General features: G+C 60.9%; 20 protein-coding genes. 8 read left to right on the top strand and 12 right to left on the bottom strand.

What is annotated here, in order from left to right; translation table 11 throughout:
* Window positions 1-54: 54 nt before the first annotated feature.
* The 8 genes from LZU96_RS10840 to LZU96_RS10805 all read left to right on the top strand — a co-directional run bounded on the left by LZU96_RS10840 (window position 55) and on the right by LZU96_RS10805 (window position 7,500).
* Entirely contained in the window at window positions 55-1,071 is a 1,017-nt protein-coding gene (locus LZU96_RS10840; RefSeq protein ID WP_233984364.1) for a dipeptidase, read from the top strand.
* A 146-nt stretch (window positions 1,072-1,217) separates the two neighbouring features.
* Window positions 1,218-1,289 carry a pyrroloquinoline quinone precursor peptide PqqA gene (pqqA, locus tag LZU96_RS10835; protein WP_009090272.1) on the top strand — a complete coding sequence of 24 codons (72 nt, stop codon included), beginning with the start codon at window positions 1,218-1,220 and terminating at the stop codon, window positions 1,287-1,289.
* A gap of 54 nt (window positions 1,290-1,343) precedes the next feature.
* Window positions 1,344-2,261 carry a pyrroloquinoline quinone biosynthesis protein PqqB gene (pqqB, locus tag LZU96_RS10830; protein WP_233984363.1) on the top strand — a complete coding sequence of 306 codons (918 nt, stop codon included), beginning with the start codon at window positions 1,344-1,346 and terminating at the stop codon, window positions 2,259-2,261.
* 3 nt (window positions 2,262-2,264) lie between these two features.
* Window positions 2,265-3,020, top strand: coding sequence for a pyrroloquinoline-quinone synthase PqqC (pqqC, locus tag LZU96_RS10825; protein WP_233984362.1), 756 nt, complete (start codon window positions 2,265-2,267; stop codon window positions 3,018-3,020).
* Between the two features lie 3 nt (window positions 3,021-3,023).
* Window positions 3,024-3,302 (top strand): pyrroloquinoline quinone biosynthesis peptide chaperone PqqD, encoded by a 279-nt coding sequence (gene pqqD, locus LZU96_RS10820; RefSeq protein ID WP_094120093.1) that lies wholly within the window; start codon window positions 3,024-3,026, stop codon window positions 3,300-3,302.
* Complete coding sequence (gene pqqE, locus LZU96_RS10815) at window positions 3,265-4,431, top strand: pyrroloquinoline quinone biosynthesis protein PqqE (RefSeq protein WP_409520415.1); 1,167 nt, start codon at window positions 3,265-3,267, stop codon at window positions 4,429-4,431. Before pqqD ends, pqqE begins: the two co-directional genes overlap by 38 nt.
* 2 nt (window positions 4,432-4,433) lie before the next feature.
* On the top strand, window positions 4,434-6,797 hold the full coding sequence (gene pqqF, locus LZU96_RS10810; RefSeq protein WP_233984360.1) for a pyrroloquinoline quinone biosynthesis protein PqqF: 2,364 nt from the start codon (window positions 4,434-4,436) through the stop codon (window positions 6,795-6,797).
* A 118-nt stretch (window positions 6,798-6,915) separates the two neighbouring features.
* The gene (locus LZU96_RS10805) at window positions 6,916-7,500 is read left to right on the top strand and encodes a YceI family protein (RefSeq protein ID WP_233984359.1); all 585 of its coding nucleotides are present in this window, start codon (window positions 6,916-6,918) and stop codon (window positions 7,498-7,500) included.
* Window positions 7,501-7,613: 113 nt separating this feature from the next.
* Here the strand turns inward: LZU96_RS10805 and LZU96_RS10800 are convergent, their stop codons facing one another.
* The 12 genes from LZU96_RS10800 to LZU96_RS10745 all read right to left on the bottom strand — a co-directional run bounded on the left by LZU96_RS10800 (window position 7,614) and on the right by LZU96_RS10745 (window position 21,613).
* Window positions 7,614-8,639, bottom strand: a complete 1,026-nt coding sequence (locus LZU96_RS10800; protein WP_233984358.1) for a HoxN/HupN/NixA family nickel/cobalt transporter — start codon at window positions 8,637-8,639, stop codon at window positions 7,614-7,616.
* On the bottom strand, window positions 8,626-10,962 hold the full coding sequence (gene hypF / locus LZU96_RS10795) for a carbamoyltransferase HypF (RefSeq protein WP_233984357.1): 2,337 nt from the start codon (window positions 10,960-10,962) through the stop codon (window positions 8,626-8,628). The genes LZU96_RS10800 and hypF overlap by 14 nt, the downstream gene beginning before the upstream one ends.
* 129 nt (window positions 10,963-11,091) lie before the next feature.
* Entirely contained in the window at window positions 11,092-13,263 is a 2,172-nt protein-coding gene (gene fdhF / locus LZU96_RS10790; RefSeq protein ID WP_233984356.1) for a formate dehydrogenase subunit alpha, read from the bottom strand.
* A gap of 23 nt (window positions 13,264-13,286) precedes the next feature.
* On the bottom strand, window positions 13,287-13,832 hold the full coding sequence (gene hydN, locus LZU96_RS10785) for an electron transport protein HydN (protein ID WP_233984355.1): 546 nt from the start codon (window positions 13,830-13,832) through the stop codon (window positions 13,287-13,289).
* A 214-nt stretch (window positions 13,833-14,046) separates the two neighbouring features.
* The gene (hycI, locus tag LZU96_RS10780) at window positions 14,047-14,532 is read right to left on the bottom strand and encodes a hydrogenase maturation peptidase HycI (protein WP_233984354.1); all 486 of its coding nucleotides are present in this window, start codon (window positions 14,530-14,532) and stop codon (window positions 14,047-14,049) included.
* Window positions 14,525-15,004 (bottom strand): formate hydrogenlyase maturation protein HycH, encoded by a 480-nt coding sequence (gene hycH / locus LZU96_RS10775; protein ID WP_233984353.1) that lies wholly within the window; start codon window positions 15,002-15,004, stop codon window positions 14,525-14,527. Before hycH ends, hycI begins: the two co-directional genes overlap by 8 nt.
* Window positions 15,004-15,801: an NADH-quinone oxidoreductase subunit B family protein gene (locus LZU96_RS10770; RefSeq protein WP_233984352.1), complete on the bottom strand. Its 798-nt coding sequence runs from the start codon at window positions 15,799-15,801 to the stop codon at window positions 15,004-15,006. The genes hycH and LZU96_RS10770 overlap by 1 nt, the downstream gene beginning before the upstream one ends.
* On the bottom strand, window positions 15,801-16,355 hold the full coding sequence (locus LZU96_RS10765; RefSeq protein WP_233984351.1) for a formate hydrogenlyase complex iron-sulfur subunit: 555 nt from the start codon (window positions 16,353-16,355) through the stop codon (window positions 15,801-15,803). The genes LZU96_RS10770 and LZU96_RS10765 overlap by 1 nt, the downstream gene beginning before the upstream one ends.
* A gap of 13 nt (window positions 16,356-16,368) precedes the next feature.
* Window positions 16,369-18,093, bottom strand: a complete 1,725-nt coding sequence (locus tag LZU96_RS10760; protein WP_233984350.1) for an NADH-quinone oxidoreductase subunit C — start codon at window positions 18,091-18,093, stop codon at window positions 16,369-16,371.
* Between the two features lie 43 nt (window positions 18,094-18,136).
* Window positions 18,137-19,090 (bottom strand): respiratory chain complex I subunit 1 family protein, encoded by a 954-nt coding sequence (locus tag LZU96_RS10755; RefSeq protein ID WP_233984349.1) that lies wholly within the window; start codon window positions 19,088-19,090, stop codon window positions 18,137-18,139.
* Between the two features lie 10 nt (window positions 19,091-19,100).
* Window positions 19,101-21,005 (bottom strand): proton-conducting transporter membrane subunit, encoded by a 1,905-nt coding sequence (locus tag LZU96_RS10750; RefSeq protein ID WP_233984348.1) that lies wholly within the window; start codon window positions 21,003-21,005, stop codon window positions 19,101-19,103.
* Window positions 21,002-21,613 carry a 4Fe-4S dicluster domain-containing protein gene (locus tag LZU96_RS10745; RefSeq protein WP_233988178.1) on the bottom strand — a complete coding sequence of 204 codons (612 nt, stop codon included), beginning with the start codon at window positions 21,611-21,613 and terminating at the stop codon, window positions 21,002-21,004. The genes LZU96_RS10750 and LZU96_RS10745 overlap by 4 nt, the downstream gene beginning before the upstream one ends.
* Window positions 21,614-21,648 lie beyond the last annotated feature (35 nt).

The raw sequence follows: 21,648 nt of genomic DNA, 5'->3' as shown, positions 1-21,648 counted from the left end.
TGAATCCGCCGTGCAGCGGTAGCATGGCGCGATCTTTCTTACAGTCGGGTGTTTATGTTGATTTTTGATGGTCACAACGATCTGCTGCTGAACCTGTGGCTGCATCACCGCGATGCGCCCGTGCAGGCGTTTTATCACGGCATTGCGCGCGGGCATCTCGATTACCCACGCATTCAGCAGGGCGGCATGGGCGGCGGACTGTTTGCGATTTTTGTTCCGCCACAGGAGTATGTCGCCCGGATGGCACCGGAACGGGCGGCAGAGCCGTGGCAACCGCAGGCGATCATGTGGCAGCAGCTGGCGATATTGCAGCAGCTGGCCGATGAATCGGACGGGCGGGCGCAACTCTGTCGTGACAGCGAGCAGATCGCAGCCTGCCGCGCCGCGGGCGTGCTGGCGATGGTGGCACATATCGAAGGGGCCGATGCGCTGGACGGTGACGGCGAGGCGTTACAGGCGTTCTGGCAGGCCGGGGTGCGCAGCATCGGGCCTTTCTGGAACCTGCCGAACCGCTTTGGTCACGGAGTGAATGGCGCTTTTCCCGGCTCGCCCGATACCGGGCCGGGGCTGACGGCGGCCGGTGAAGCGCTGATCCAGCAGGCCAATGCGCTGCGGATGATGATCGACGTCTCGCACATGAACGAAAAAGCGTTCTGGGATACCGCACGGCTCTCCGCTGCGCCGCTGGTCGCCAGCCATTCCAATGCGCATGCGCTCTGTCCACAGCCGCGCAATCTGACCGATGCGCAGCTGCTGGCGATTCGCGACAGCGGCGGACTGGTCGGTATCAACTTCGGCAACGCCTTTTTACGCGCTGACGGTCAGCGCGACGATAACACTCCGTTGACAGAAATTGTTAAGCATTGTGATCATCTGATGAGGATAATGGGCAGCGACCATGTGGCCTTTGGCTCCGATTTCGACGGTATCACCCCGCCAGCAGCGCTGGGCGATGTCAGCGGTTTACCGCGTCTGCTCGCCGCTTTGCGCGAAGCGGGCTATGATCAGAGACTGACAGAGAAGCTGGCATGGGGAAACTGGCAGCGGGTTTTAAGACAAACCGGTCTGTGATAACAATTTCCTTACTTCTTTCGGGTTGATCTCGACGCGCCATTGGCGCAACATCTGTCGGCAATTTTGTGACTCGGATCGCGTTTCACATCTGGCCGTTGTTTTTTAAGGCCGCTAATTTACTGTTACTAAAGAGGAAAAAACTCATGTGGAAAAAACCAACTTTCGTTGATCTGCGTCTCGGTCTGGAAGTCACGCTGTACATCTCCAACCGTTAATAATTCTGCCCGCCCTCTGTGCGGGCATTTTGTTTCAACTTCTGGTTTTCCTTCATGTTTATTAAAGTCCTCGGCTCGGCCGCGGGTGGCGGATTTCCGCAGTGGAACTGCAACTGCGCCAACTGCCACGGCGTGCGCACCGGCTCCATTCAGGCCCGTCCCCGCACGCAATCATCGATTATTCTCAGCGATAATGGCGAAGACTGGGTGTTATGTAACGCCTCGCCCGACATCAGTCAGCAGATGCTGCATACGCCTGAATTAGTCCGTCACGGGGTGCTGCGCGGCACGGCGATCGGCGCCATTATTCTCACCGACAGCCAGATCGACCACACCACCGGGTTGCTCAGCCTGCGCGAAGGCTGTCCGCATCAGGTGTGGTGTACGCCGGAAGTGCATCAGGATCTCAGCAGCGGCTTTCCAATCTTCCCGATGCTGACCCACTGGAACGGCGGTCTGCAGCACCGGCCCATTGCGCCGCTGACGCCGTTCAGCGTTGACGTCTGCCGCGATCTGCAGTTCACCGCGATCCCGATTCTCAGCAACGCACCGCCTTATTCGCCTTACCGCGATCGGCCACTGCCGGGCCACAACGTGGCGCTGTTTATTGAAAACCGCGCCAGCGGTCAGACGCTGCTGTATGCGCCGGGCCTCGGAGAGCCGGATGCGGTGATCCTGCCGTGGCTGCAGAAAGCCGATTGCCTGCTGATTGACGGCACCGTCTGGCAGGATGATGAGCTGCTGACCACCGGCGTCGGGAAAAATACCGGCAAAGCGATGGGCCACCTGGCGCTGGCGGAAGAGCAGGGGCTGATGGCGCTGCTGGCCTCGCTGCCGGCTAAACGCAAAATTCTGATCCACATAAACAACACCAATCCGATCCTCAACGAGCAGTCACCTCAGCGTCAGTTCCTGACAGAACAAGGAATAGAGGTAAGCTGGGACGGGATGGCGATCCACCTTCAGGACTAAATCATGCAGATCACTGACACGCTCTCGCCGCAGGCTTTTGAACAGGCGCTGCGCGACAAAGGCGCTTACTACCATATTCATCATCCGTATCACATCGCGATGCATAACGGTCAGGCGACGCGCGAGCAGATTCAGGGATGGGTGGCGAACCGTTTTTACTACCAGACCACCATTCCGCTGAAAGATGCCGCTATCATGGCCAACTGTCCCGATCCGGCCACCCGCCGTAAATGGGTGCAGCGTATTCTCGATCACGACGGCAGCAACGGCGCAGAGGGCGGCATTGAAGCCTGGCTGCAGCTGGGCGAAGCGGTCGGGCTGACGCGTGAAGCATTGATCTCTGAGCGGCACGTACTGCCGGGCGTGCGTTTTGCGGTTGACGCCTACGTCAACTTTGCCCGTCGCGCCAACTGGCAGGAAGCGGCCTGCAGCTCCCTGACCGAACTGTTTGCGCCGCAGATCCATCAGTCGCGCCTCGACAGCTGGCCACAGCACTATCCGTGGATCAAAGAAGAGGGCTATTTCTACTTCCGCAGCCGTCTGAGCCAGGCGAACCGCGATGTGGAACATGGTCTGGCGCTGGCGCTGGAATTTTGTACCACCGTCGAAAAGCAGAACCGGATGCTGGAAATTTTGCAGTTTAAGCTCGATATTCTGTGGAGTATGCTCGACGCGATGACCATGGCCTATGAGCTGAAGCGGCCGCCTTACCACACCGTCACCGACAAGGCGGCGTGGCACACCACCCGACTGGTATAAATGATGAACGAAAAATCGATAGCGGTGTTCCGCCGTGGCTACCGGCTGCAGTGGGAAGCGGCGCAGGATAGCCATGTGGTGCTCTACCCGGAAGGGATGGCGAAGCTCAACGAAACGGCGGCGGCGATCCTCGCGCTGGTGGACGGTAAACAGGATATCGCCGCAATCATTGCCACGCTGGATAGCCAGTTCCCGGAAGCGGGCGGCGTCGGTGACGATGTGAAAGAGTTCCTGCAATCAGCCTATGAACAGAAGTGGATACAGTTCCGTGACCCCGCATAAACCTGACGTCAATTCGCCGCTCTGGCTGCTGGCGGAGCTGACCTATCGCTGCCCGCTGCAGTGCCCGTACTGCTCGAACCCGCTCGATTTTGCGCAGCAGGAGAAAGAGCTGACCACCGAACAGTGGATCGAGGTGTTCCGTCAGGCCCGCGCTATGGGCAGCGTGCAGCTCGGTTTTTCCGGCGGTGAACCGCTGGTGCGTAAAGATCTGCCGGAGCTGATCAAAGCGGCGCGCGACCTTGGCTTCTACACCAACCTGATCACCTCGGGCATTGGCCTCACCGAGAAAAAGCTGGATGCGTTCAGCGAGGCCGGGCTGGATCATATTCAGATCAGCTTCCAGGCCAGTGATGAAACCCTGAATGCCGCGCTGGCCGGATCGAAAAAAGCCTTCCAGCAGAAGCTGGAGATGGCGAAAGCGGTGAAAGCGCACGGCTATCCGATGGTGCTGAACTTCGTGTTGCACCGCCATAACATCGATCAGATCGATAAAATCATCGATCTCTGCATCGAACTGGAAGCGGATGATGTTGAACTGGCGACCTGTCAGTTTTATGGCTGGGCGCAGCTCAACCGGGAAGGCCTGCTGCCGACCCGCGAACAGATCGCCCGCGCTGAGGCCGTGGTCAGCCGTTACCGCGAGCAGATGAGCGCCAGCGGCAACCTGACCAATCTGCTGTTCGTCACGCCAGATTATTATGAAGAGCGTCCGAAAGGCTGTATGGGTGGCTGGGGCGCGATTTTCCTCAGCGTTACCCCGGAAGGGACGGCGCTGCCGTGCCATAGCGCGCGCCAGCTGCCGGTGGAGTTCCCGTCGGTGCTCGATCAGCGGCTGGACGACATCTGGTATCACTCGTTTGGTTTTAACCGCTATCGCGGTTACGACTGGATGCCTGAGCCGTGCCGCTCGTGCGACGAAAAAGAGAAAGATTTCGGCGGCTGCCGCTGTCAGGCTTACATGCTGACCGGCAATGCCGACAACGCCGATCCGGTCTGCAGCAAATCGCCTCATCATGGCAAAATCCTTGAAGCCCGCCGCGAAGCGGATTGCAGCGACATCAAAATTGGTCAGCTGCAGTTCCGTAATCGCAGCAATTCCCAGCTGATCTACAAGACCCGGAATCTGTAACGGTGCGCCGCCTGGAAATTAACGGCCTGCGGATAGAACTGGTGCATCAGCCCGATGCGCGCCAGGCCGCCGCGTTAATTCAGGTCGGCGCGGGCAGCCACGATGAGCCAGACCGCTGGCCGGGACTGGCGCACCTGCTGGAGCATCTGCTGTTCACCGGCAGCGCGGGCTGGCCGGAGGATGGGCGACTGATGAGCTGGATTCAGGCGCAGGGCGGCCGGGTGAACGCCACCACGCTGGCGCGGCGCAGTGCCTGGTTCTTTGAGGTAGCGCCGCCCCAGCTGGCTGACGGGCTGGCACGGCTGCAGGATATGATCGCCCATCCGCTGCTCGATCATCAGGCGATCCGCCAGGAAGTGGCGGTGATAGAGGCCGAATATCAGCTGATAGCCCATCATCAGCCTTCCCGTACCGAGGCGGCGTTGCTGCATCTGGCTGCGTCACCGGCCGCGTTTCAGCGCTTTCAGGTGGGCAGCCGGGCGGCATTTGGCGAGGAGATGACCGCGCTGCAACAGGCGTTACGCCAGTTCCACCAGCGTCATTTTTATGCCGGCAATCTGCGGCTCTGGCTGCAGGGACCGCAGTCACTGGATCAGCTGGAACAGCTGGCGCACACCTTTGCCGCAGCACTGCCGCAGGGCCAGTGGCAGCAGGAGACGCCGCGCCCCAGGCTGCCCGCCAGCGCCGCATTCCGGCTTGGCAATAGCGAACCGGCCGCGCTGTGGCGCAGCTGGCTGCTGGACAGCAGTGACGGTGTCACGTTGTGGCGCGAGTTTTTGCTGGATGAAGCACCGGGTTCGCTGCTGGCCACGCTTCGCCAGCAGCAACTGGCGGAGAACCTGAGCCTGAAATGGCTCTATCAGGCGGATAACGCGGTCTGGCTGGCGATGGGCATTGAGACGGATCAGCCTGAGGCGGTCAATGCGCTATTCGACCGCTGGTTAACCGCACTCAGACACAGCGGTGAGCCGCAGCAGCAGCACTACCTTCAGCTGGCGCAACAGCGTTTTACGGCGCTGACGCCGCTGGATCAGTTACGCGAGCGCGCTTTCGGTTTTGAGCCGCAGGCGGCGATTGACGCGTTTCCGGCATTGCTGGCAACGCTGGCAGAGGCGCCCGGCACCACGCTGGTGTGCAGCCCGCAGGCGGCGGCGGAAAATGTGCTGACCCAGGGCTTCAGCCTGGCGCTACATCCCTGGCAGCCTGCGCTGCCCGCTGCTCACCAGGCGACAGACTTCACCTTCTATCCGCTGGCGGCGGAACTGACCGCCGGGCCACTGCCGTCACAGGCGGTCCACTTACCGCATTGTCATCCCGATCCCGACCCATCCAGCCCGGTTCCGATCCCCACTCCAGGCGCTGACCCTGATCCCGACGCCGGTCCGGCCGACCACACCGCCACGCTGCTGCTGCGGCCGGAATTTTTTTCGACCTTCAGCCAGGCCGTGGGTGAGGCGTATGGTCGTCGGCTGCGTCCGCTGTTTGCCGCCTTGCGTCATCTGGGCGGCCGGGGCGAGTGGCAGGAAGTGGAGGGCGTGTGGCAACTGACGCTGCAACTGACCGCCGATCTGAAAGTGGCGGACTGGGCGCTGCATCAGCTGGTGCTGGCGCTGACGCCGCCGGTCAGCGTGGAACCGCCCTCATCGCCTGATACGATTGCCATCCGCGCGCTGCTCCGACAGTTGCCTTACCAGCTGGCAACCCACTTTACGCCGGGCTGCTGGCGTGCCCTGCTGACCGGCGGCAGCACGGCGCTGCATACGCTGATTGCCCGACGGCTGAGCGCGCTGGCGCTGCCGGTCAATCCGGCGTTACCGCCGATGCGGATGACGGCACAGAGTGGCATGACCGCGCTGCCGCATGTCAGCCGCGACAACGCCTTGCTGCTGTTTATTCCGCTGCACAATGCGTCCCGCTCGGGGCCACAGGATGCGGAGCAACGGGTCGCGCTGCGGGCGCTGGCGCTGCTGTATGAGCCGCGTTTTTTTCAGCGTTACCGGGTGGAACAGCAGATAGGCTATGTGGTCAGCAGCCGCTACCTGCGCTGTGCCGATCAGGATGGCGTGCTGTTTGCGTTGCAGTCGCCCGATTACAGTGCGCTGTCGCTGCTGCGCTACTGCCGTAACTTTCTGCGTTCGCTGAATGAGACGCTGGCGACCTGCGACCTGGAGGCAATCAGGGCCGCTCTGCACCGTGAGCGCCCGGACCAGGCGCTGGCCCGGTTGCGCCAGCTGAATGGTCTGGCTGAGCCGGATGCGGCGGCGATTGAGACGCTGGACCACGCGCGGTTGCAGCAGCTGCATCAGGAGCTGATTCAGGCCCGTCGCCGCTGGCGGGTACTGTTTACTGCCGGTGGCGCGGCGTAAGCGCCATCGGCAAGGTTGCTGAATTTATTTGAAAATTACCGACAAATCTCTTCACTGTTTATTCCCGCCGAATTGCACCACACTCACTCTACATTTTGAGTTGTACAAGGAATTTACCGTGAAGAACCTCAAGCGTGTTGCGCTGCCCCTGTTAGCCGTTGCCAGCCTGTATGTCCCTTTCTCTCAGGCAGAAGCGATGCACTATCAGCTCAATCCGGAGCACACCTCGGTAGTGGTCAGCTGGAATCATTTCGGTTTCTCACATCCGACGGCGGACATCCCGGATGCCAGCGGTTCGCTGGTGTTTGATAAAGACCATCCTGAGCAGTCGCGCGTTGACGTCACGCTGCCCGTCAGCAAAATCGACAGCCACGTTGCGGCGCTGACCAAAGAATTTAACGGTGCAGACTATTTCGACACCGCGAAATACCCGACCGCGACCTTCCACAGCACCAAAGTGGTGGCGAAGGGCGACAACAAATTTGACGTTGAAGGCAATCTGACCCTGAAAGGGATCACCAAACCGGTAACGCTGCACGCGACGCTGAACCAGCAGGGCGAGCATCCGATGGTGAAGAAGCAGGCGATTGGTTTTGACGCCACCGGCACCATCAAGCGCTCCGACTTTAAGCTGGATAAATATGTGCCAGCAGTGGGTGATGAGGTTGAGCTGACCCTGTCGACCGAAGCCTACGCTAAATAAGTGCGGGCCTCGCAATAAGGGCAGCCGCCCTTATTGCGTTTATCCGTCACCTGCCACCGTAACGCCGATCGGCCTGGCTGTTGCGATCCGCCCTGATGCCGGACCGGCAGCGGTTAACTGACCAGACGGTCATATCCTTTACGGCGATAATTCAGCGCAGAGAGCGCCCAGAACACCACAAAAGCCCCCACCGCAACGTAGCCCACACTGCCCATATTGTCGTTCAGCTGGCCGACGGTCGCCCACAGCCCGCCATGTAAATCCAGCTTATCTGCCATCAGCCCGAGCGCTTCCAGCCCGCCGATAAACAGCGCGATCACCACGCTGGTGGCGGTAATGGTGATGTTGTAATAGAGCTTGCGCACCGGCTTATTAAAAGCCCAGCCGTATGCGCCGACCATCACAAAGTTATCCAGTGAATCCACCAGCGCCATGCCGCTGGCAAACAGCGCCGGGAACACCAGAATGCTCCACACCGACATCCCGGAAGAGGCACCCGCCGCCGACATGCCCAGCAGACCAATTTCAGTCGCGGTATCAAAACCCAGTCCGAACAAAAAACCGACCAGATACATCTGCCAGCTTCGGTTCACCAGATTAAACGCAAACCTGAATATCCGGCTCATGATCCCACCTTGCAGTTCCTCCAGCGCCACCTGCCGCTCAGGGATTTTACCCTGTTTGACCCGCTGAAAGCGGCGACAGACATCGCGCAGGATCAGCGCATTCAGCAGCGCCATCAGCAGCAGGAACAGGGCCGAAATCAGCGTGCCGAGGGTGCCACCATAATCATGCAGCCAGCCGATGTTATGGCCGGACATCAGCGCGGTAGCGGCAATCGCCACGCAGGCCAGCACCACGATGGTTGAGTGGCCGAGAGAGAAAAAAGCGCCGACGGCCACCGGCTGCTGACCCTGCTGCATCAGTTTGCGCGTCACGTTATCAATCGCCGCGATGTGATCGGCATCGACGGCGTGGCGCAGACCATAGCCGTAAGCCAGCAGCGCGGCCGCGATCAGCGCCGCGTTGTGCTGAAACAGCAGCAGCGCCCAGCCCCAGCTGAGTAAATTAACCGCCACCAGACCGGTTAACAGCCAGCAGGCGCGACGATGGGTGTGAAAAAAATCACGCTTTATCATGGAGATCCTTGTCAGTAAACGAAATGTCACAATGCTGAAGGCGGGCGCAGGCGATAACCGCCTGGCCCAGCGCCAGTCCGCCGTCTCCGGCAGGGAACTGTTGCGGCATCAGCACGCGAAGCGGTGCCAGATAGTGCGGCAAAAGCTGACGCAGCAGCCGGTTGTGCAGCACGCCTCCGCCCAGCGCCACGGTATTGCAGCCCGATCGCCGCGCCTGATAATGGGCGAGGGCGGCAAAGCCCTGCGCCAGGGCGTCATGAAAGGCAAACGCGCGTTCGGCGGAGGGTGCCCGCCACGCCAGCCACTGTTGCCAGAAGCGGGCCAGATCCAGTCGGATGCCCTGCGGGGTCTGCCGCAACGGCAGCGTGATCGGATGCCTCGCGCCTTGTGCCTGTCGCGCCAGCGTCTCCAGACGGCAGGCCGCTTCACCTTCCCAGCTCAGGGTGGCGGGCGCGCAGCCGAGGGCGGCAGCAACGGCATCAAACAGACGGCCACAGGAGGAGGCGAGCGGCGCGTTGACGCCGGCGCGGATGGCTCTGGAGAGCGGCTGCCACGGATGTGCTGACAGCGCCTGTGCATCGGGATGCGTCTGCCAGTCCGGCACAAACGCCTGCCACTGCGCCAGTAAGTTACGCCAGGGCTGCCGGGCGGCACGGTCACCTCCCGGCAGCGCGACAGCCGGTAATCCGCCTGCATGTTCACAATGCCGATAGTCGGCCAGCACACATTCCCCGCCCCACAGCGCCCCATCTTCACCGTAGCCGAGACCGTCCAGCGCCAGCCCCACCACTGTCCCGCCGTCCAGCGGCCACTGATGTTCTGCCAGACAGGCGGCGATGTGGGCGTGATGGTGAAACACCTCAATTTTGCTGATGGCGAGGCGCTGCGCCTGCGCCTGGCTGACCGAGCCGGGATGCGCATCACAAACCACGTAGTGCGGCGTGCAGTCATAAAGCTGCTGAAAATGGGCGATCGCCTGCTGCTGCTGGGCGGCAATATCGCTATAGCTGACTGAACCAAAATGCGGGCTGAGAATGGCCTGCTTACCCTGAACCAGGCAGAAGGTGTTTTTCAGGTCACCGCCCAGCGCCAGCAGCGGCGGCGGGCGATCAAATCCGGCGGGCAGCGGCAGGGCGTCCGGTACGTAACCGCGCGCCCGGCGTAACACTTCCGTTCCCGCTGGCGTCGCACGCACCAGCGAATCATCGGCGCGCTGCACGATATCCCGGTTATGCAGCAGCCACAGGTCGGCGATCGCCGCGAGCTGACAGCGGCCCGCCTCATTGGTAAGCGGTGGCGCCGCGTCGCTGATATTGCCGGAGGTCATCACCAGCGGCGTCTGACAGGCCTGCATTAACAGATGATGCAGGGGCGTAAAGGGCAGCATCAGCCCGACCTCATCCAGTCCGGGCGCAATCGCGGCGCACAGCGGTGACGTCGCGCTGTGCGGAGTCAGCACAATCGGCGCGGCAGATGAAGTCAGCAGCGTACGCCGCTCAGGCTGCGCGCCGCTATCACCGCCTTCATCGCTGCACCGCATCAGCCAGCTGATATCCGGCAGCATCACCGCCAGCGGCTTCGACGGTCGCCGTTTGCGTTGCCGCAGACGCATCACCGCTGCCTGCTGCGTGGCGTCACAGGCCAGATGAAAACCACCAAGCCCTTTAATGGCAACGATGTTGCCGGCCCGGAGTGCCCGCGCTGCCCGCGCTATGGCTGCCGCATCCTGCGCCAGCAGATCGCCATTCTGTAACGTCGCACTGACGCGAGGGCCGCAGTGCGGACAGGCGACCGGCTGCGCGTGAAAGCGCCGATCGGCGGGATTCTGATACTCCTGCTGACAGGCCGGACAGAGAGTGAAGGCGGCCATGCTGGTAAAAGGGCGATCGTAAGGCATGGCGCGGATCAGCGTAAAACGCGGGCCGCAGTGGGTACAGTTGGTGAAGGCGTAGCCAAACCGGCGATCGTCCGTGCTCGCCATCTCCTGCAGACAAGCCGGACAGGTTGCCGCATCGGGCACCACCTGGGTATTCATCCGGCTGCGACGGCTGTCAGCGATCGTGAAGTTTTGCGGCGACGTCTGCCAGTCGAAAGGTTCCACACTCAGGCTATCGATACGCGCCAGCGACGGACAGTCGCGTGCTATCTGTGCTAACAAGGCGTCGATGTTAAGCGGTTGCAGCAGCCTGACTTCCACACCGGCGCTGTCGTTGCTGACCTCACCGCGCAGCTGCAACTGGCTGGCAAGCTGCCAGATAAAAGGCCGGAAGCCGACGCCCTGAACTTTACCGCTAATGCGGATGCGTAAGCCGGAAGCAGACATGAACGGCGACTCCTTTTTTTCAGTTTCGCGCGGCAGACCGGCTGAGCGGTTTTGCCAGCCGGATACCGGGCGTTGCGCCTTGACCGCGACCCGCACGAAACGGGCCGCGACTCAGCAGGCTGGTCAGCATCAGACCGCGACGATCGGGATCACATCTTCCACCGCGCTGCGCAGGCGCGCTTTCATATCACTGTAGGTCTGATGAGCGTAGTTTTCGGCCCAGCGCTGATCGGCAATCTGCTCGACGTTGACCGCACAGTATTTGGTCTCTGGCGTTTTGGAGATCGGATCAAGATTATCCTGCGTCAGTTCATTACAGGCGCCGATCCACCACTGATAGGTCATGTAGACCGCACCGACGTTGATACGCTCGTTGTAGTTGACGCGTGAGATCACCTTGCCGCGCCGTGAAGCGACCCATACCAGCTGCTGATCGCCGATATTCAGCGCCTGCGCATCAGCCGGATTCATCTGCACAAAGCCCGGTTCGTCGGCCAGCGTCTGCAAGGCGGCACAGTTACCGGTCATTGATCGGCAGGAGTAGTGACCGACCTCGCGCACGGTGCAGAGCACCAGCGGATAATCGCCGTCGGGCAGTTCAGCCGGTGCGCGCCACGGCGCGGCAAACAGCTGACCTTTACCGGTAGGGGTGTCGAAGTGATTGTCAGCGTAGAGCCAGGGCGTACCTGGGCTTTCAAGCGTGGTGCAGGGCCACTGAACGTGTCCCAGTTCACCCATTTTTTCGTAAGTGACGCCGTAAAACAGCGGGCAGAGGCTGCGCATTTCGTCCCAGATTTGCTGGTTATCCTGGTACTGCATCGGATAACCCATCTGAGTCGCCAGCAGGCTGATGATCTCCCAGTCGCGTTTGACGTTATATTTCGGTTCGATGGCTTTCTCAAAGCGCTGGAATCCCCGGTCGGCGCAGGAAAAGACGCCGCCGTGTTCGCCCCACGAGGTCGCCGGTAGAATGACGTCGGCCTGCTCCGCGGTTTTGGTCATGAAGATATCCTGCACTACCACAAATTCCAGGGCCTCAAAGCCTTTACGTACCAGCCCCAGGTCAGCTTCGGTCTGTAACGGGTCCTCGCCCATGATGTAATAGGCTTTGACCTTGCCTTCCAGCGCCAGATGCGGAATTTCGGTGATGCGGTAACCGATCTCGGCATCCATCTGATCCACATCAATGCCCCAGGCTGCGGCGAATTTCGCCCGAATCTTCGGATCGGTGACCGACTGATAGCCGGGAAATTCGTTCGGCAGTACGCCCATATCACAGGCACCCTGCACATTATTTTGTCCGCGCACCGGGCCGACGCCGACGTTGGCCCGGCCAAGGTTGCCGGTGAGTAAGGCCAGGCCCGCCAGGCCTTTCACCACATCAACCGCCTGACCAAACTGGGTAACGCCCATGCCCCACATGATGGTGGCAGACGGGGCGGCGGCGTAGGTGCGCATCGCCTGACGGATTTGCCGGGCGGAGACGCCGGTCTGCTCCTCTACGGCTTCCGGGGAGTAGCTGGCGACATTTTTACGGTATTCCTCAAAGCCTTCGGTGTACTTCGCCACATAGTCGTGGTCATACAGATCTTCCTCGATCAGCACATGGGCAAAGGCATTGACCAGCGCCATGTTGCAGCCGTTTTTGATTTGCAGGTGCTGATCGGCAATCCGGGCGGTTTCGATGCGGCGCGGATCGCAGACGATGATCTGCGCCCCTTTTTCTTTGGCTTTGATCACCCGACGGGCGACGATGGGATGCGAGTCTGCGCAGTTATAGCCGATCACCAGCAGGCATTTTGAGTTTTCGATATCACCGATGGAGTTACTCATCGCGCCGTTACCCAGCGTGGCCTGCAATCCTGATACTGAGGGTCCGTGGCAGACGCGGGCGCAACAATCGACGTTGTTGGTGCCGATCACCGCGCGGGCAAATTTCTGCATCACAAAGTTGGTTTCATTGCCGGTGCCGCGTGACGATCCGGTGGTCATGATGGCGCGCGGGCCATGTTTTTGTTTGATCGCCGCCAGGCGCTGCGCGGTGTAGCGGATGGCTTCATCCCAGCTGACGGCTTCAAATTTACCGCCTTTTTCACGGCGAATCAGCGGCTGGGTCAGCCGCGGGGTGAGCAGTTTGGTGTCATTGAGAAAATCCCAGCCGTAGTAACCTTTCAGGCACAGTTCGCCCTGATTGGTGACGCCATTCGCCGCTTCCGCGCGGATGATTTTTCCATTATCGACAACCAGGTTCAATTTACATCCAGCCCCGCAATAGGGGCAGACGGTCGTGACTTTATTCATAAGAGGGTTTCCTTAATCCGGGGTTAAAACAGCAACGGAGAGGGGCTGTCGAGCGCCGCACGGCGGCGTTTTTCTGCGTTCATTTCCTGCAACTGGTTGCGATCAATGGCGAACAGCGCCTTGGTCGGGCAGGTTTGCATACAGGCCGGGCCGTCCGGGCGGGTGTGGCACAGGTCGCATTTGTGCGCCTCGGCTTTATCTGAGGTGGCGACCATCGCTGCCCCGTTCTGACGGAAAACGGGTCGGGTGATCACCTCCATCGCGCCGTAGGGACAGGCGACCACGCAGGTTTTACAACCGATACAGCGTTCCTGCATCACCTGCACATGATCGGCGGCGCGAAGAATGGCACCGTTCGGACAGACATTGGCACAGGGCGCATCTTCACACTGGCGGCACATCACCGGCGTACTGAGATTGACGCCTTTGATAACGTGCAGACGCGGTGCGAAGGTAACGGCGTTAAGCTGTGAAATATCCTGCGATTCACTGTGCGCCATCACACAGGCAATTTCACAGGTGCGGCAGCCGATGCATTTTTTCGGATCGGCGATAATAAACCGGTTCATCTGAATCTCCTGATTGGGGATTTCGTCTGACGCCGGATCACACCGGCCTGACGAGAGGGCTGTAGGGGTAATACATAAAGCGTGCCAGCTTGCAGATTTAAATTTTTTAGTTTTTATTCAGTGGGTTATATCGGCTGTCGTCGAAGGTGACGAAACCGGCTGCTTACGTCAGCCGGGTTTCGTCATCATTCCGACAGTTATGACGACGCCGTTGTCAGGCGCCTGCCGCCCGGAAAGGGGCGATTCCCAGCCCCTGTTCCAGCGCAGGCAGTCGCTGATGCAGATCGATAACGGCCCGCTCAACAGCGGCGCTGATCGGGTAGTAAAAGGCCACCACGTCGGGCTGAATGCCGACAAAGGTGATAGCCGGAATATCGCTGCGCAGTTGCTGAATCAGAAAGCTCAGCGGCAGGTTGTGGGTGGTCATCATGAACAGGTCGGCAATATCCTCTTCGTCGATAAGACGCATCTCGCCCGCTGCCAGTCCCATATCGGTGGCATCAACGATCACCAGATGCTGCGGGCGCAGTTCACGTAAATACCCGATATCGTTTTCCGGGGCCGCGCCGCCGTCCACCACCGTCCAGCCGGGCAGCGGATGTTCAGTGCACCGCTCCGCCAGGCGCGGACCGGCACCGTCATCGCCCATCATGCTGTTTCCGACGCACAGCAGCGCGTAACGCGAGGTAAAATCAGGCATCGTATCTCCGGACCATCAGGTAGAGGGCGGGGTCGTGTTCAATCCGGGTCAGCATGGCGATGAGCCGATCGCTCCAGCCCTGCTGCAGGGCACTCATCTGCGGACGAGCCGCACGCAGCGCCAGCGCCAGCAAATGGGTATGCGTGCTGTCGATGGTGATCTCCCCGAAGCGCTGCACCCCAGCCAGTTTGTGCCGGGCTGCGCTGTTTACTGGCAGGCAATTTACCCACTGCTGATAGTCATCAAGCGGGCACTCAAGACGGGATTGCAGGCAGTCGATGACGCCCAGATGATGGCCGATGGCCAGGCTGTAATAGACCACCTCCTGTACCGGCTGCGCACTGCGCTGCTGCGCACTTTTCTCATCGACAAACTTGCTGCTCAGCGAATAGAAAACCACTTTGTTTTTGTGCGGCTGATGACCGGCCACCGGCTGATGGCGCGCGAAGCGCTGATCGTTATCCGTGCGCATTACAGGCGTACCTCGCCACGCTGAACCTGCTGATAGATCTGCTGCAGCTGACCGATGATTTCGTTAAGACGCGGATCGCCCTGTTGCTCAAGGTACGCCGACAGGCGCTGGTCCACCGGCTGAGCGCCCGGCGCCGTCATCAGCGCCATAAACCGATCGGCAATCTGGCGGCCATAACGGTAACCGGCCATCCGGCGCGCTTCGCGATCCAGCAGTACCCGCAGCGGCTGCGGCAGTCCGGGATGTAATAACGCGGCCGGTTCGGCCGCCAGCGCATGATGGGGCTCCGCTTTGATTTTCTGGTCCAGCAGGCCCAGCGCCAGCGCAAACCCGTAAATTGTCGCGGCTGGCGTTGGCGGGCAGCCAGGAATATAGACATCGACCGGTACGATTTTGTCAGTGCCGCCCCAGACGCAGTAAAGGTCATGGAAAATGCCGCCGCTGTTTCCGCAGGCGCCGTAGGAGATGCAGATTTTCGGGTCCGGCGCGCTGTCCCAGGCACGCAGCGCCGGTATCCGCATGGCGCGGGTTACGGCACCGGTAAACAGCAGAATGTCAGCGTGGCGGGGCGAGGGCACCACTTTGATGCCAAAGCGTTCAGCATCGAACAGCGGCGAAATGGCAGCAAAAATCTCAATTTCGCAGCCGTTACAGCCGCCGCAGTCCACGCGGTAGACATAGGCTGAACGGCGGATACTGTTTAGTAAGGTGGATTTCAGTCGGGCGATACTCTGGCCCAGCGTGATCGGCTGTGGCAGACCATTTTCGTCGCGGGGCGCAATCGGCAGTTGACTCATCAGTGGGCCTCCCCGATCAAATGGCGACCGATATCAATCCGGTCACTGGCGCAAACCCTGAGCCGCTGTTTGCATTCCGGGCAGGTTTCATACTGCTGACGCCGGTCAGCCAGCTGCTGGTCACTCAGCGCGGCGCTCTCCTGTAACAGACTCAGCGCGAAATCGATCTCCTTCTGTACCGCATAAGGTTTACCGCAGCCCCGGCAGCGGCAGATCGGGAAGTCAGCGCTCTCGAACAGATCCTCTTTGCGCCACACCGCCAGTTCAAATTCTGACGAGAGCCGGATGGCGGCGGTCGGGCAGACCTCTTCGCAGCGGGCGCAGAAAATGCAGCGGCCGAGAAACAGCTGCCAGCGGAGGGATGCGCCATCGTCCGCCGTGGTCATGGTCAGCGCATTTGACGGACAGGCGTTGGCGCAGGCCCCACAGCCGACACACTGCTGGGCGTTGTATTGCGGTTTGCCGCGAAAATTTGCGGCCAGATCCAGCGGCTTAAACGGATAAGCTACCGTCACGGTCCCGGTTTTGAGCACTTTTTTAATCAGTTTCAGCATGATGCGCGGCTCCTCAAAGCGGCGAATTTTTACGTTCGATGCCGTAACGCTCGATCTCTTTATACGGCACGACGATCGTGGTTTTCTTGCGCACATCGACCACCGTCATGCGGTCGGTGCAGGAGTAACAGGGATCGAGGCTGCCGATAATCAGCGGGGCATCAGAGACCGTGTTGCCGCGCAGCATGTAGCGCAGCGTCGGCCAGTTGGCATAGGTCGCCGCCCGGCAGCGCCAGCGAAACAGTTTCTGGTTGTCGCCGGTCATGCTCCAGTGGATGTCATCACCGCGCGGCGCTTCCGCGAAGCCGAGGGCAAAACGGTGTGGAATATAGGTAAACCCGTCAACCGCCAGCGGACCACCGGGCAGGCTTTGCAGACCGAACTCGATCATATTCAGGGCGTTAAACACCTCATGAATCCGTACCTTCAGGCGGGAATAGACGTCGTTACCGGTTTCGCTGCAGAGCTCGAACGGCAGTTTTGCGTAGCTGGCGTAGGGATGATCCTGACGCATATCACGGCGGTGGCCGCTGCCGCGCACCATCGGCCCGACGTTAGCGAAATCACGCGCAACCTGCGGGTCGAGAATGCCGACGCCGATGCTGCGCTGGCGGGTATTTGGCGTGCTGAGCAGGATATCGACCAGCTGGTTAAGCTCCTGGCGCATACTGGCCGCCAGCGCCAGCGTGGCGATCATGTCGTCTTTGAGAATGTCACGGCGGATGCCGCCGATCAGATTCATGCCGTAGGTTTTTCGCGCGCCGGTCAGGATTTCCGCCATCTTCATCGACTGTTCACGCACGCGAAAAAACTGCATGAATCCGGAATCAAAACCGACAAAGTGACAGGCCAGCCCGAGGTTCAGTAAATGGCTATGCAGGCGTTCAACTTCGAGCAGAATCGAACGGATCATCTGGGCGCGCTCCGGCACCACAATGCCCATCGCGTTTTCCACCGAGGAGGTGTACGCGACGCTGTGGGTGAAGCCGCAGATGCCGCAGACCCGATCTGACAGAAAGGTCACTTCGTTGTAGCCCATGCGGGTTTCAGCCAGTTTTTCCATGCCGCGATGGACGTAGAACAGGCGGTAGTCGGCGTCGATAATATCTTCACCATCGACGAATAGCCGAAAATGTCCCGGTTCATCTGAGGTGACGTGTAGCGGGCCGATCGGCACAATTTTATTGCCTGCTCTGGTTTCAGAGATAAACGGGTAGGTTTCTTCGTCGGTGGTCGGGGCGGGACGCTGACGGTAATCCATCGCATCTTTCCGCAGCGGATAGAGATCGTCCGGCCAGTCATCCGGCAACACCAGCCGCCGTTCGTCCGGCAAGCCGACCGGTCGTAAACCGTACATATCCCGGACCTCACGTTCACCCCAGACCGCCGCCGGCACGCGCGGGGTGACGGAAGGAAACTCCAGTGACACCGGGTCCACTTCGGCACGCACGGTAATCCAGCACTTCACGCCTTTTTCCATCGACAGCACGTAATAGAGCGCGTAGTTGCCGCACAGCGTGCGTTCGTCATTGCCAAACAGCACCGACAGCCAGCCGCCCTGCTGGTAGCAGAGCCATTCGACCACTTCCGGTAGCCAGTTGAGCCTGATGGTGACCGTTACCTGCGTATCGGTCTGCCATTCACTGCCTGAAAGTGCCGACGGAAACTGCTGCGCCAGCGCGGCCAGATACTCTTTGCCGACCGGGTTTTGATTTAATGCGCTACTGAACTCATTCATGACAAAGCCTCTTCCCGCCGCAGCGGGAGCAGAAAAGGGGGAATCAGCCTGTGACCAGCCAGGAAACCAGCGCCAGAAACGCCAGCCCGAAGCCTGCCCAGGTGGTTCGGGAGGTTTTAAGAAAGCGCAGACGCGCCACGCTGTTCTCGATCAGTGCCACCACCAACAGCGCGATCAGCAGTTTCGCCACACAGGCGATGACGGCAATCAGCAACGCCAGCGGCGTCAGCTGTTGTGCCATCCCGAACGGGAAAAACAGGCCGAGGAACAGCTGTAACACCACCAGCTGTTTCAGGCTGATGCCGAGTTTCAGCACGCCCAGCGCGGCACCGGAATATTCAGTCAGCGGACCTTCCTGCAGTTCCTGTTCGGCTTCGGCCATGTCAAACGGCAGCTTGCCCAGCTCGATATAGCAGGCAAAGGCGCAGGCCAGCGCGGCCAGCATCAGGGTTAACGACGAGGAGAGCGGCCAGTGCAGCACCCGGGCGGCTATCGCGCCGAGCGAAGTGGAACCGGCGACCAGCGCCGCCACCCACAGCCCGAGCAGCAAAATCGGCTCCACCAGCACGCCAAGCACGGCTTCACGGCTGGCACCGATGCCGGTGAACGGGCTGCCGGTATCCAGCCCGGCAAGGGCAAAGACCAGCCGCACCACGGCAAACAGGTAAAGCACGGTGATGAGATCGCCTGCCGCACCCATCGGCGATGCCAGCGTCACCATCGGTAGCGCGCTGGCGATGGTGAGCAGTCCGCCGATCAGCAGACAGGGCATACTGCGAAACGCGATGCCCGCCGCGGCCGGTGCCACGCTCTGACGTTTAAGCAATTTGCCGAGGTCGCGGTACTCCTGTAACAGGCCTGGCCCTTGCCGGTTTTGCAGCCGGGCGCGCAGGACCCGGCTGAAGCCGGCAAACAGCGGTGCCAGCGCCAGCAACGCGATCGCCTGCAGCAGCGCCAGCGGCCATAACGATCCGGCAAACAGCAGTGAAGTTTTCATAGTCAGTTCCTCAGGCAACAGCTACCACCAGCAGCACGGCCAGTTCGATAAACGCCAGACGTCGGCAGAACGCCGCGAGCCAGCCACGATGCAGCGCAGCCACCAGCGGGGCGGGTGTCAGTTGCTGACGCAGGCGATAAAGCGGGGCAAACATCACGCGCAGCGGCTGGGCAAAACCGGTTGCGGTCACCACCATGTCGGCGGAATGCGCGTAGCCGCAGGCCCAGGCATCACCGCGTGTCCGGTTGGGCAGGCGCGGGCCGCGCAGCAGAGTGGCGATGATCCACGGCAGTAACGGCATCGCCAGCAGCAGCACAGCGATCATCGGCGCGGAGACCGCAGAAGAGGTGGAATAGGTCACGCCATGCCCGGCCGCCGCCAGCACCGGCAGATGCAGCACCGAGGCGGCCACGGCGGAGAAGTGCGGAACTATCCACGGCGAGGCGATGCCGCTCATCACGCACAACAGCGCCAGCAGGCTGCTGCTGAGCGTCATGGCCCGCGGCGCAGGGCTGGCCTCTGCCGCCGCCTGACTGCGCGCAACACCCAGACAGGTCACGCCGAACACTTTGGCAATACACATCAGCGCCAGCGCACCGGTCAGCGCCAGACCCACCGCCAGCAGCGGTCCGATCAGGCGTCCAATGATGGCGTGACTGGCGCTGAGCTGGAACAGTGACTGATAAAGCAGCCATTCACTGGCAAAGCCGTTCAGCGGTGGCAGCGCCGCCATCGACATCAGGGCGATCAGCATGGCGATGGCGGTAAACGGCATCCGACGGGCGATCCCGCCGAGCTTTTCCATATCCTGAATGCCGGTCTGCATTTCGATTTCACCGGCAGTCAGGAACAGCGCGGTTTTAAACAGTCCGTGATTAAACAGATGGAACAGGCCCGCCAGCAGCGCCAGCGAGGCCAGCTGCGGCAGATTTAGCGCCACACCGACCATCGCGCCGCCGATACCGAGCAGAATAATGCCGACGTTTTCCAGCGTGTGCCAGGCCAGCAGGCGGCGGATATCGTGCTCCATCAGGGCGTAGAGTCCGCCGAGAAAGGCGGTAAGCATCGCCAGCAGCAGCACCGTTATTCCCCACCAGAGTGGTGGCGCGCCCAGCAGGTCCAGACCGACTTTCACCAGGCCGATAATGCCGATTTTCATCAGCACCGCAGAGAACAGCGCGGCAACGTGAGCGGGCGCGCTGGCGTGCGACTGCGGTACCCAGGCGTGCAGCGGAATAATGCCGGCGTAGAGCCCGAAACCGGCCAGCGCCAGCAGGAATGCCACGGATTTCGTGCCTGCCGTCAGGGATGACTGGCGCAGCAGGTCGAAATCGAGACTGCCCGCGGCGTGATGCAGCAGCCCGAACGCCAGCAGCAGGCACAGCGTGCCGAGACGACCGGATAAATAGTGATTGAGACCGGCACGGCGGCTTTTAACATCATCGACCTGCACGATGATGAAATAGGCACACAGCGCAGCGATTTCCATCATCAGGATCAGCGCGACGGCATTGGCGGCAACCGTGGCGGCGGTCAGGGCCGCCAGCAACAGATTACACAGCAGGCCAGTGCGGGCGCGACGACGCCGATCGACCCGCGCCAGCCAGGCGCAGGCATAGAGGCTGCAGCACAGGGCGGTTACGGCGAGCGTCAGCAACAGCAGCGCATTCAGCGGGCTGAACGCCGCACGGTAAGGCAGCGGCGGCAGCGGCAGCGTCTGCGATGTGCCGCTGTTCAGCAGCTCAAGGGCGGCTACCGCTAGCGCGCCGGCGGCCACCATGCCGCCGATGCCGGAAATCAGGCTGCTGACTCGTGCCGCCGCCGCCAGTAACCCGCCAGCGAGGCCACTGCCAACAAACAGCAACAGCGCCAGCGTCACCAGCGCCGCCGGTGATAAAGCAAACAGTGACATCATGATCGGTTCTCTCCCTCAGGGGCACTCAGGGCGATCAGCCCGACCGGCAGCACGCTGATGGCATTCAGTCGTTTTTGCTGGCTGGCTTTTTCCGCCAGCTGCGCGGTAACCAGCGTGATCGCCTGGGTCGGACAGGTTCTGATGCAGGCCGGACCCTCGGAACTGAAGCTGCACAAATCGCACTTCACCGCCACCGCGCGCAGCCCCGGCACGCAATCGAGAAACGGGCTGACGGCACGCGGCGGCAGCGGAGCCGGCAGCGCTTTGGCGCTATTGCAGTCGCGCGGAATTGCCAGCGGAGCACTGCCGGAAAAGCTGATTGCCCCGAACGGGCAGGCGATACCGCACAGCTTGCAGCTCACACAGAGGCTTTCATTGAGATGAATCGCGTGGTTTTCGCGGCGGATGGCATTGACCGGGCAGACCTGGGCACAGGGCGCGTCTTCACACTGGTGGCACATCACCGGCGCGGAATCGAGCCGGTTACGCATCACCTGCAAACGGGGCGCGGATTGTAAACCGTGGCGCTGGTGTTCCTGTGAACAGCTGGCCATACAGGTATTGCAGCCGATACACCGTTTCGGGTCAGCGATAATATATTGATTCATGGCAGCGTTAACGCTCATGAAGTCTCCTGTTAATT

Source organism: Pantoea agglomerans (assembly GCF_021397715.1).
In the GTDB taxonomy this organism is placed as follows: domain Bacteria; phylum Pseudomonadota; class Gammaproteobacteria; order Enterobacterales; family Enterobacteriaceae; genus Pantoea; species Pantoea astica.
Note: the sequence above shows the minus strand (reverse complement) of the source record. Positions and strands in the feature narration are given on the sequence as shown.

Excerpts from the sequence above, each read along its gene's own strand:
- LZU96_RS10760 (WP_233984350.1), bottom strand. The coding sequence starts at position 18,093 with ATGAATGAGTTCAGTAGCGCATTAAATCAAAACCCGGTCGGCAAAGAG.
- hydN (WP_233984355.1), bottom strand. The coding sequence starts at position 13,832 with ATGAACCGGTTTATTATCGCCGATCCGAAAAAATGCATCGGCTGCCGC.
- pqqB (WP_233984363.1), top strand. The coding sequence starts at position 1,344 with ATGTTTATTAAAGTCCTCGGCTCGGCCGCGGGTGGCGGATTTCCGCAG.
- fdhF (WP_233984356.1), bottom strand. The coding sequence starts at position 13,263 with ATGAATAAAGTCACGACCGTCTGCCCCTATTGCGGGGCTGGATGTAAA.
- LZU96_RS10765 (WP_233984351.1), bottom strand. The coding sequence starts at position 16,355 with ATGCTGAAACTGATTAAAAAAGTGCTCAAAACCGGGACCGTGACGGTA.
- hycI (WP_233984354.1), bottom strand. The coding sequence starts at position 14,532 with ATGCCTGATTTTACCTCGCGTTACGCGCTGCTGTGCGTCGGAAACAGC.
- LZU96_RS10770 (WP_233984352.1), bottom strand. The coding sequence starts at position 15,801 with ATGAGTCAACTGCCGATTGCGCCCCGCGACGAAAATGGTCTGCCACAG.
- LZU96_RS10800 (WP_233984358.1), bottom strand. The coding sequence starts at position 8,639 with ATGATAAAGCGTGATTTTTTTCACACCCATCGTCGCGCCTGCTGGCTG.
- hypF (WP_233984357.1), bottom strand. The coding sequence starts at position 10,962 with ATGTCTGCTTCCGGCTTACGCATCCGCATTAGCGGTAAAGTTCAGGGC.
- pqqE (WP_409520415.1), top strand. The coding sequence starts at position 3,265 with ATGAACAGAAGTGGATACAGTTCCGTGACCCCGCATAAACCTGACGTC.
- pqqD (WP_094120093.1), top strand. The coding sequence starts at position 3,024 with ATGAACGAAAAATCGATAGCGGTGTTCCGCCGTGGCTACCGGCTGCAG.
- LZU96_RS10745 (WP_233988178.1), bottom strand. The coding sequence starts at position 21,613 with ATGAATCAATATATTATCGCTGACCCGAAACGGTGTATCGGCTGCAAT.
- LZU96_RS10840 (WP_233984364.1), top strand. The coding sequence starts at position 55 with ATGTTGATTTTTGATGGTCACAACGATCTGCTGCTGAACCTGTGGCTG.
- LZU96_RS10755 (WP_233984349.1), bottom strand. The coding sequence starts at position 19,090 with ATGAAAACTTCACTGCTGTTTGCCGGATCGTTATGGCCGCTGGCGCTG.
- LZU96_RS10750 (WP_233984348.1), bottom strand. The coding sequence starts at position 21,005 with ATGATGTCACTGTTTGCTTTATCACCGGCGGCGCTGGTGACGCTGGCG.
- hycH (WP_233984353.1), bottom strand. The coding sequence starts at position 15,004 with ATGCGCACGGATAACGATCAGCGCTTCGCGCGCCATCAGCCGGTGGCC.
- pqqC (WP_233984362.1), top strand. The coding sequence starts at position 2,265 with ATGCAGATCACTGACACGCTCTCGCCGCAGGCTTTTGAACAGGCGCTG.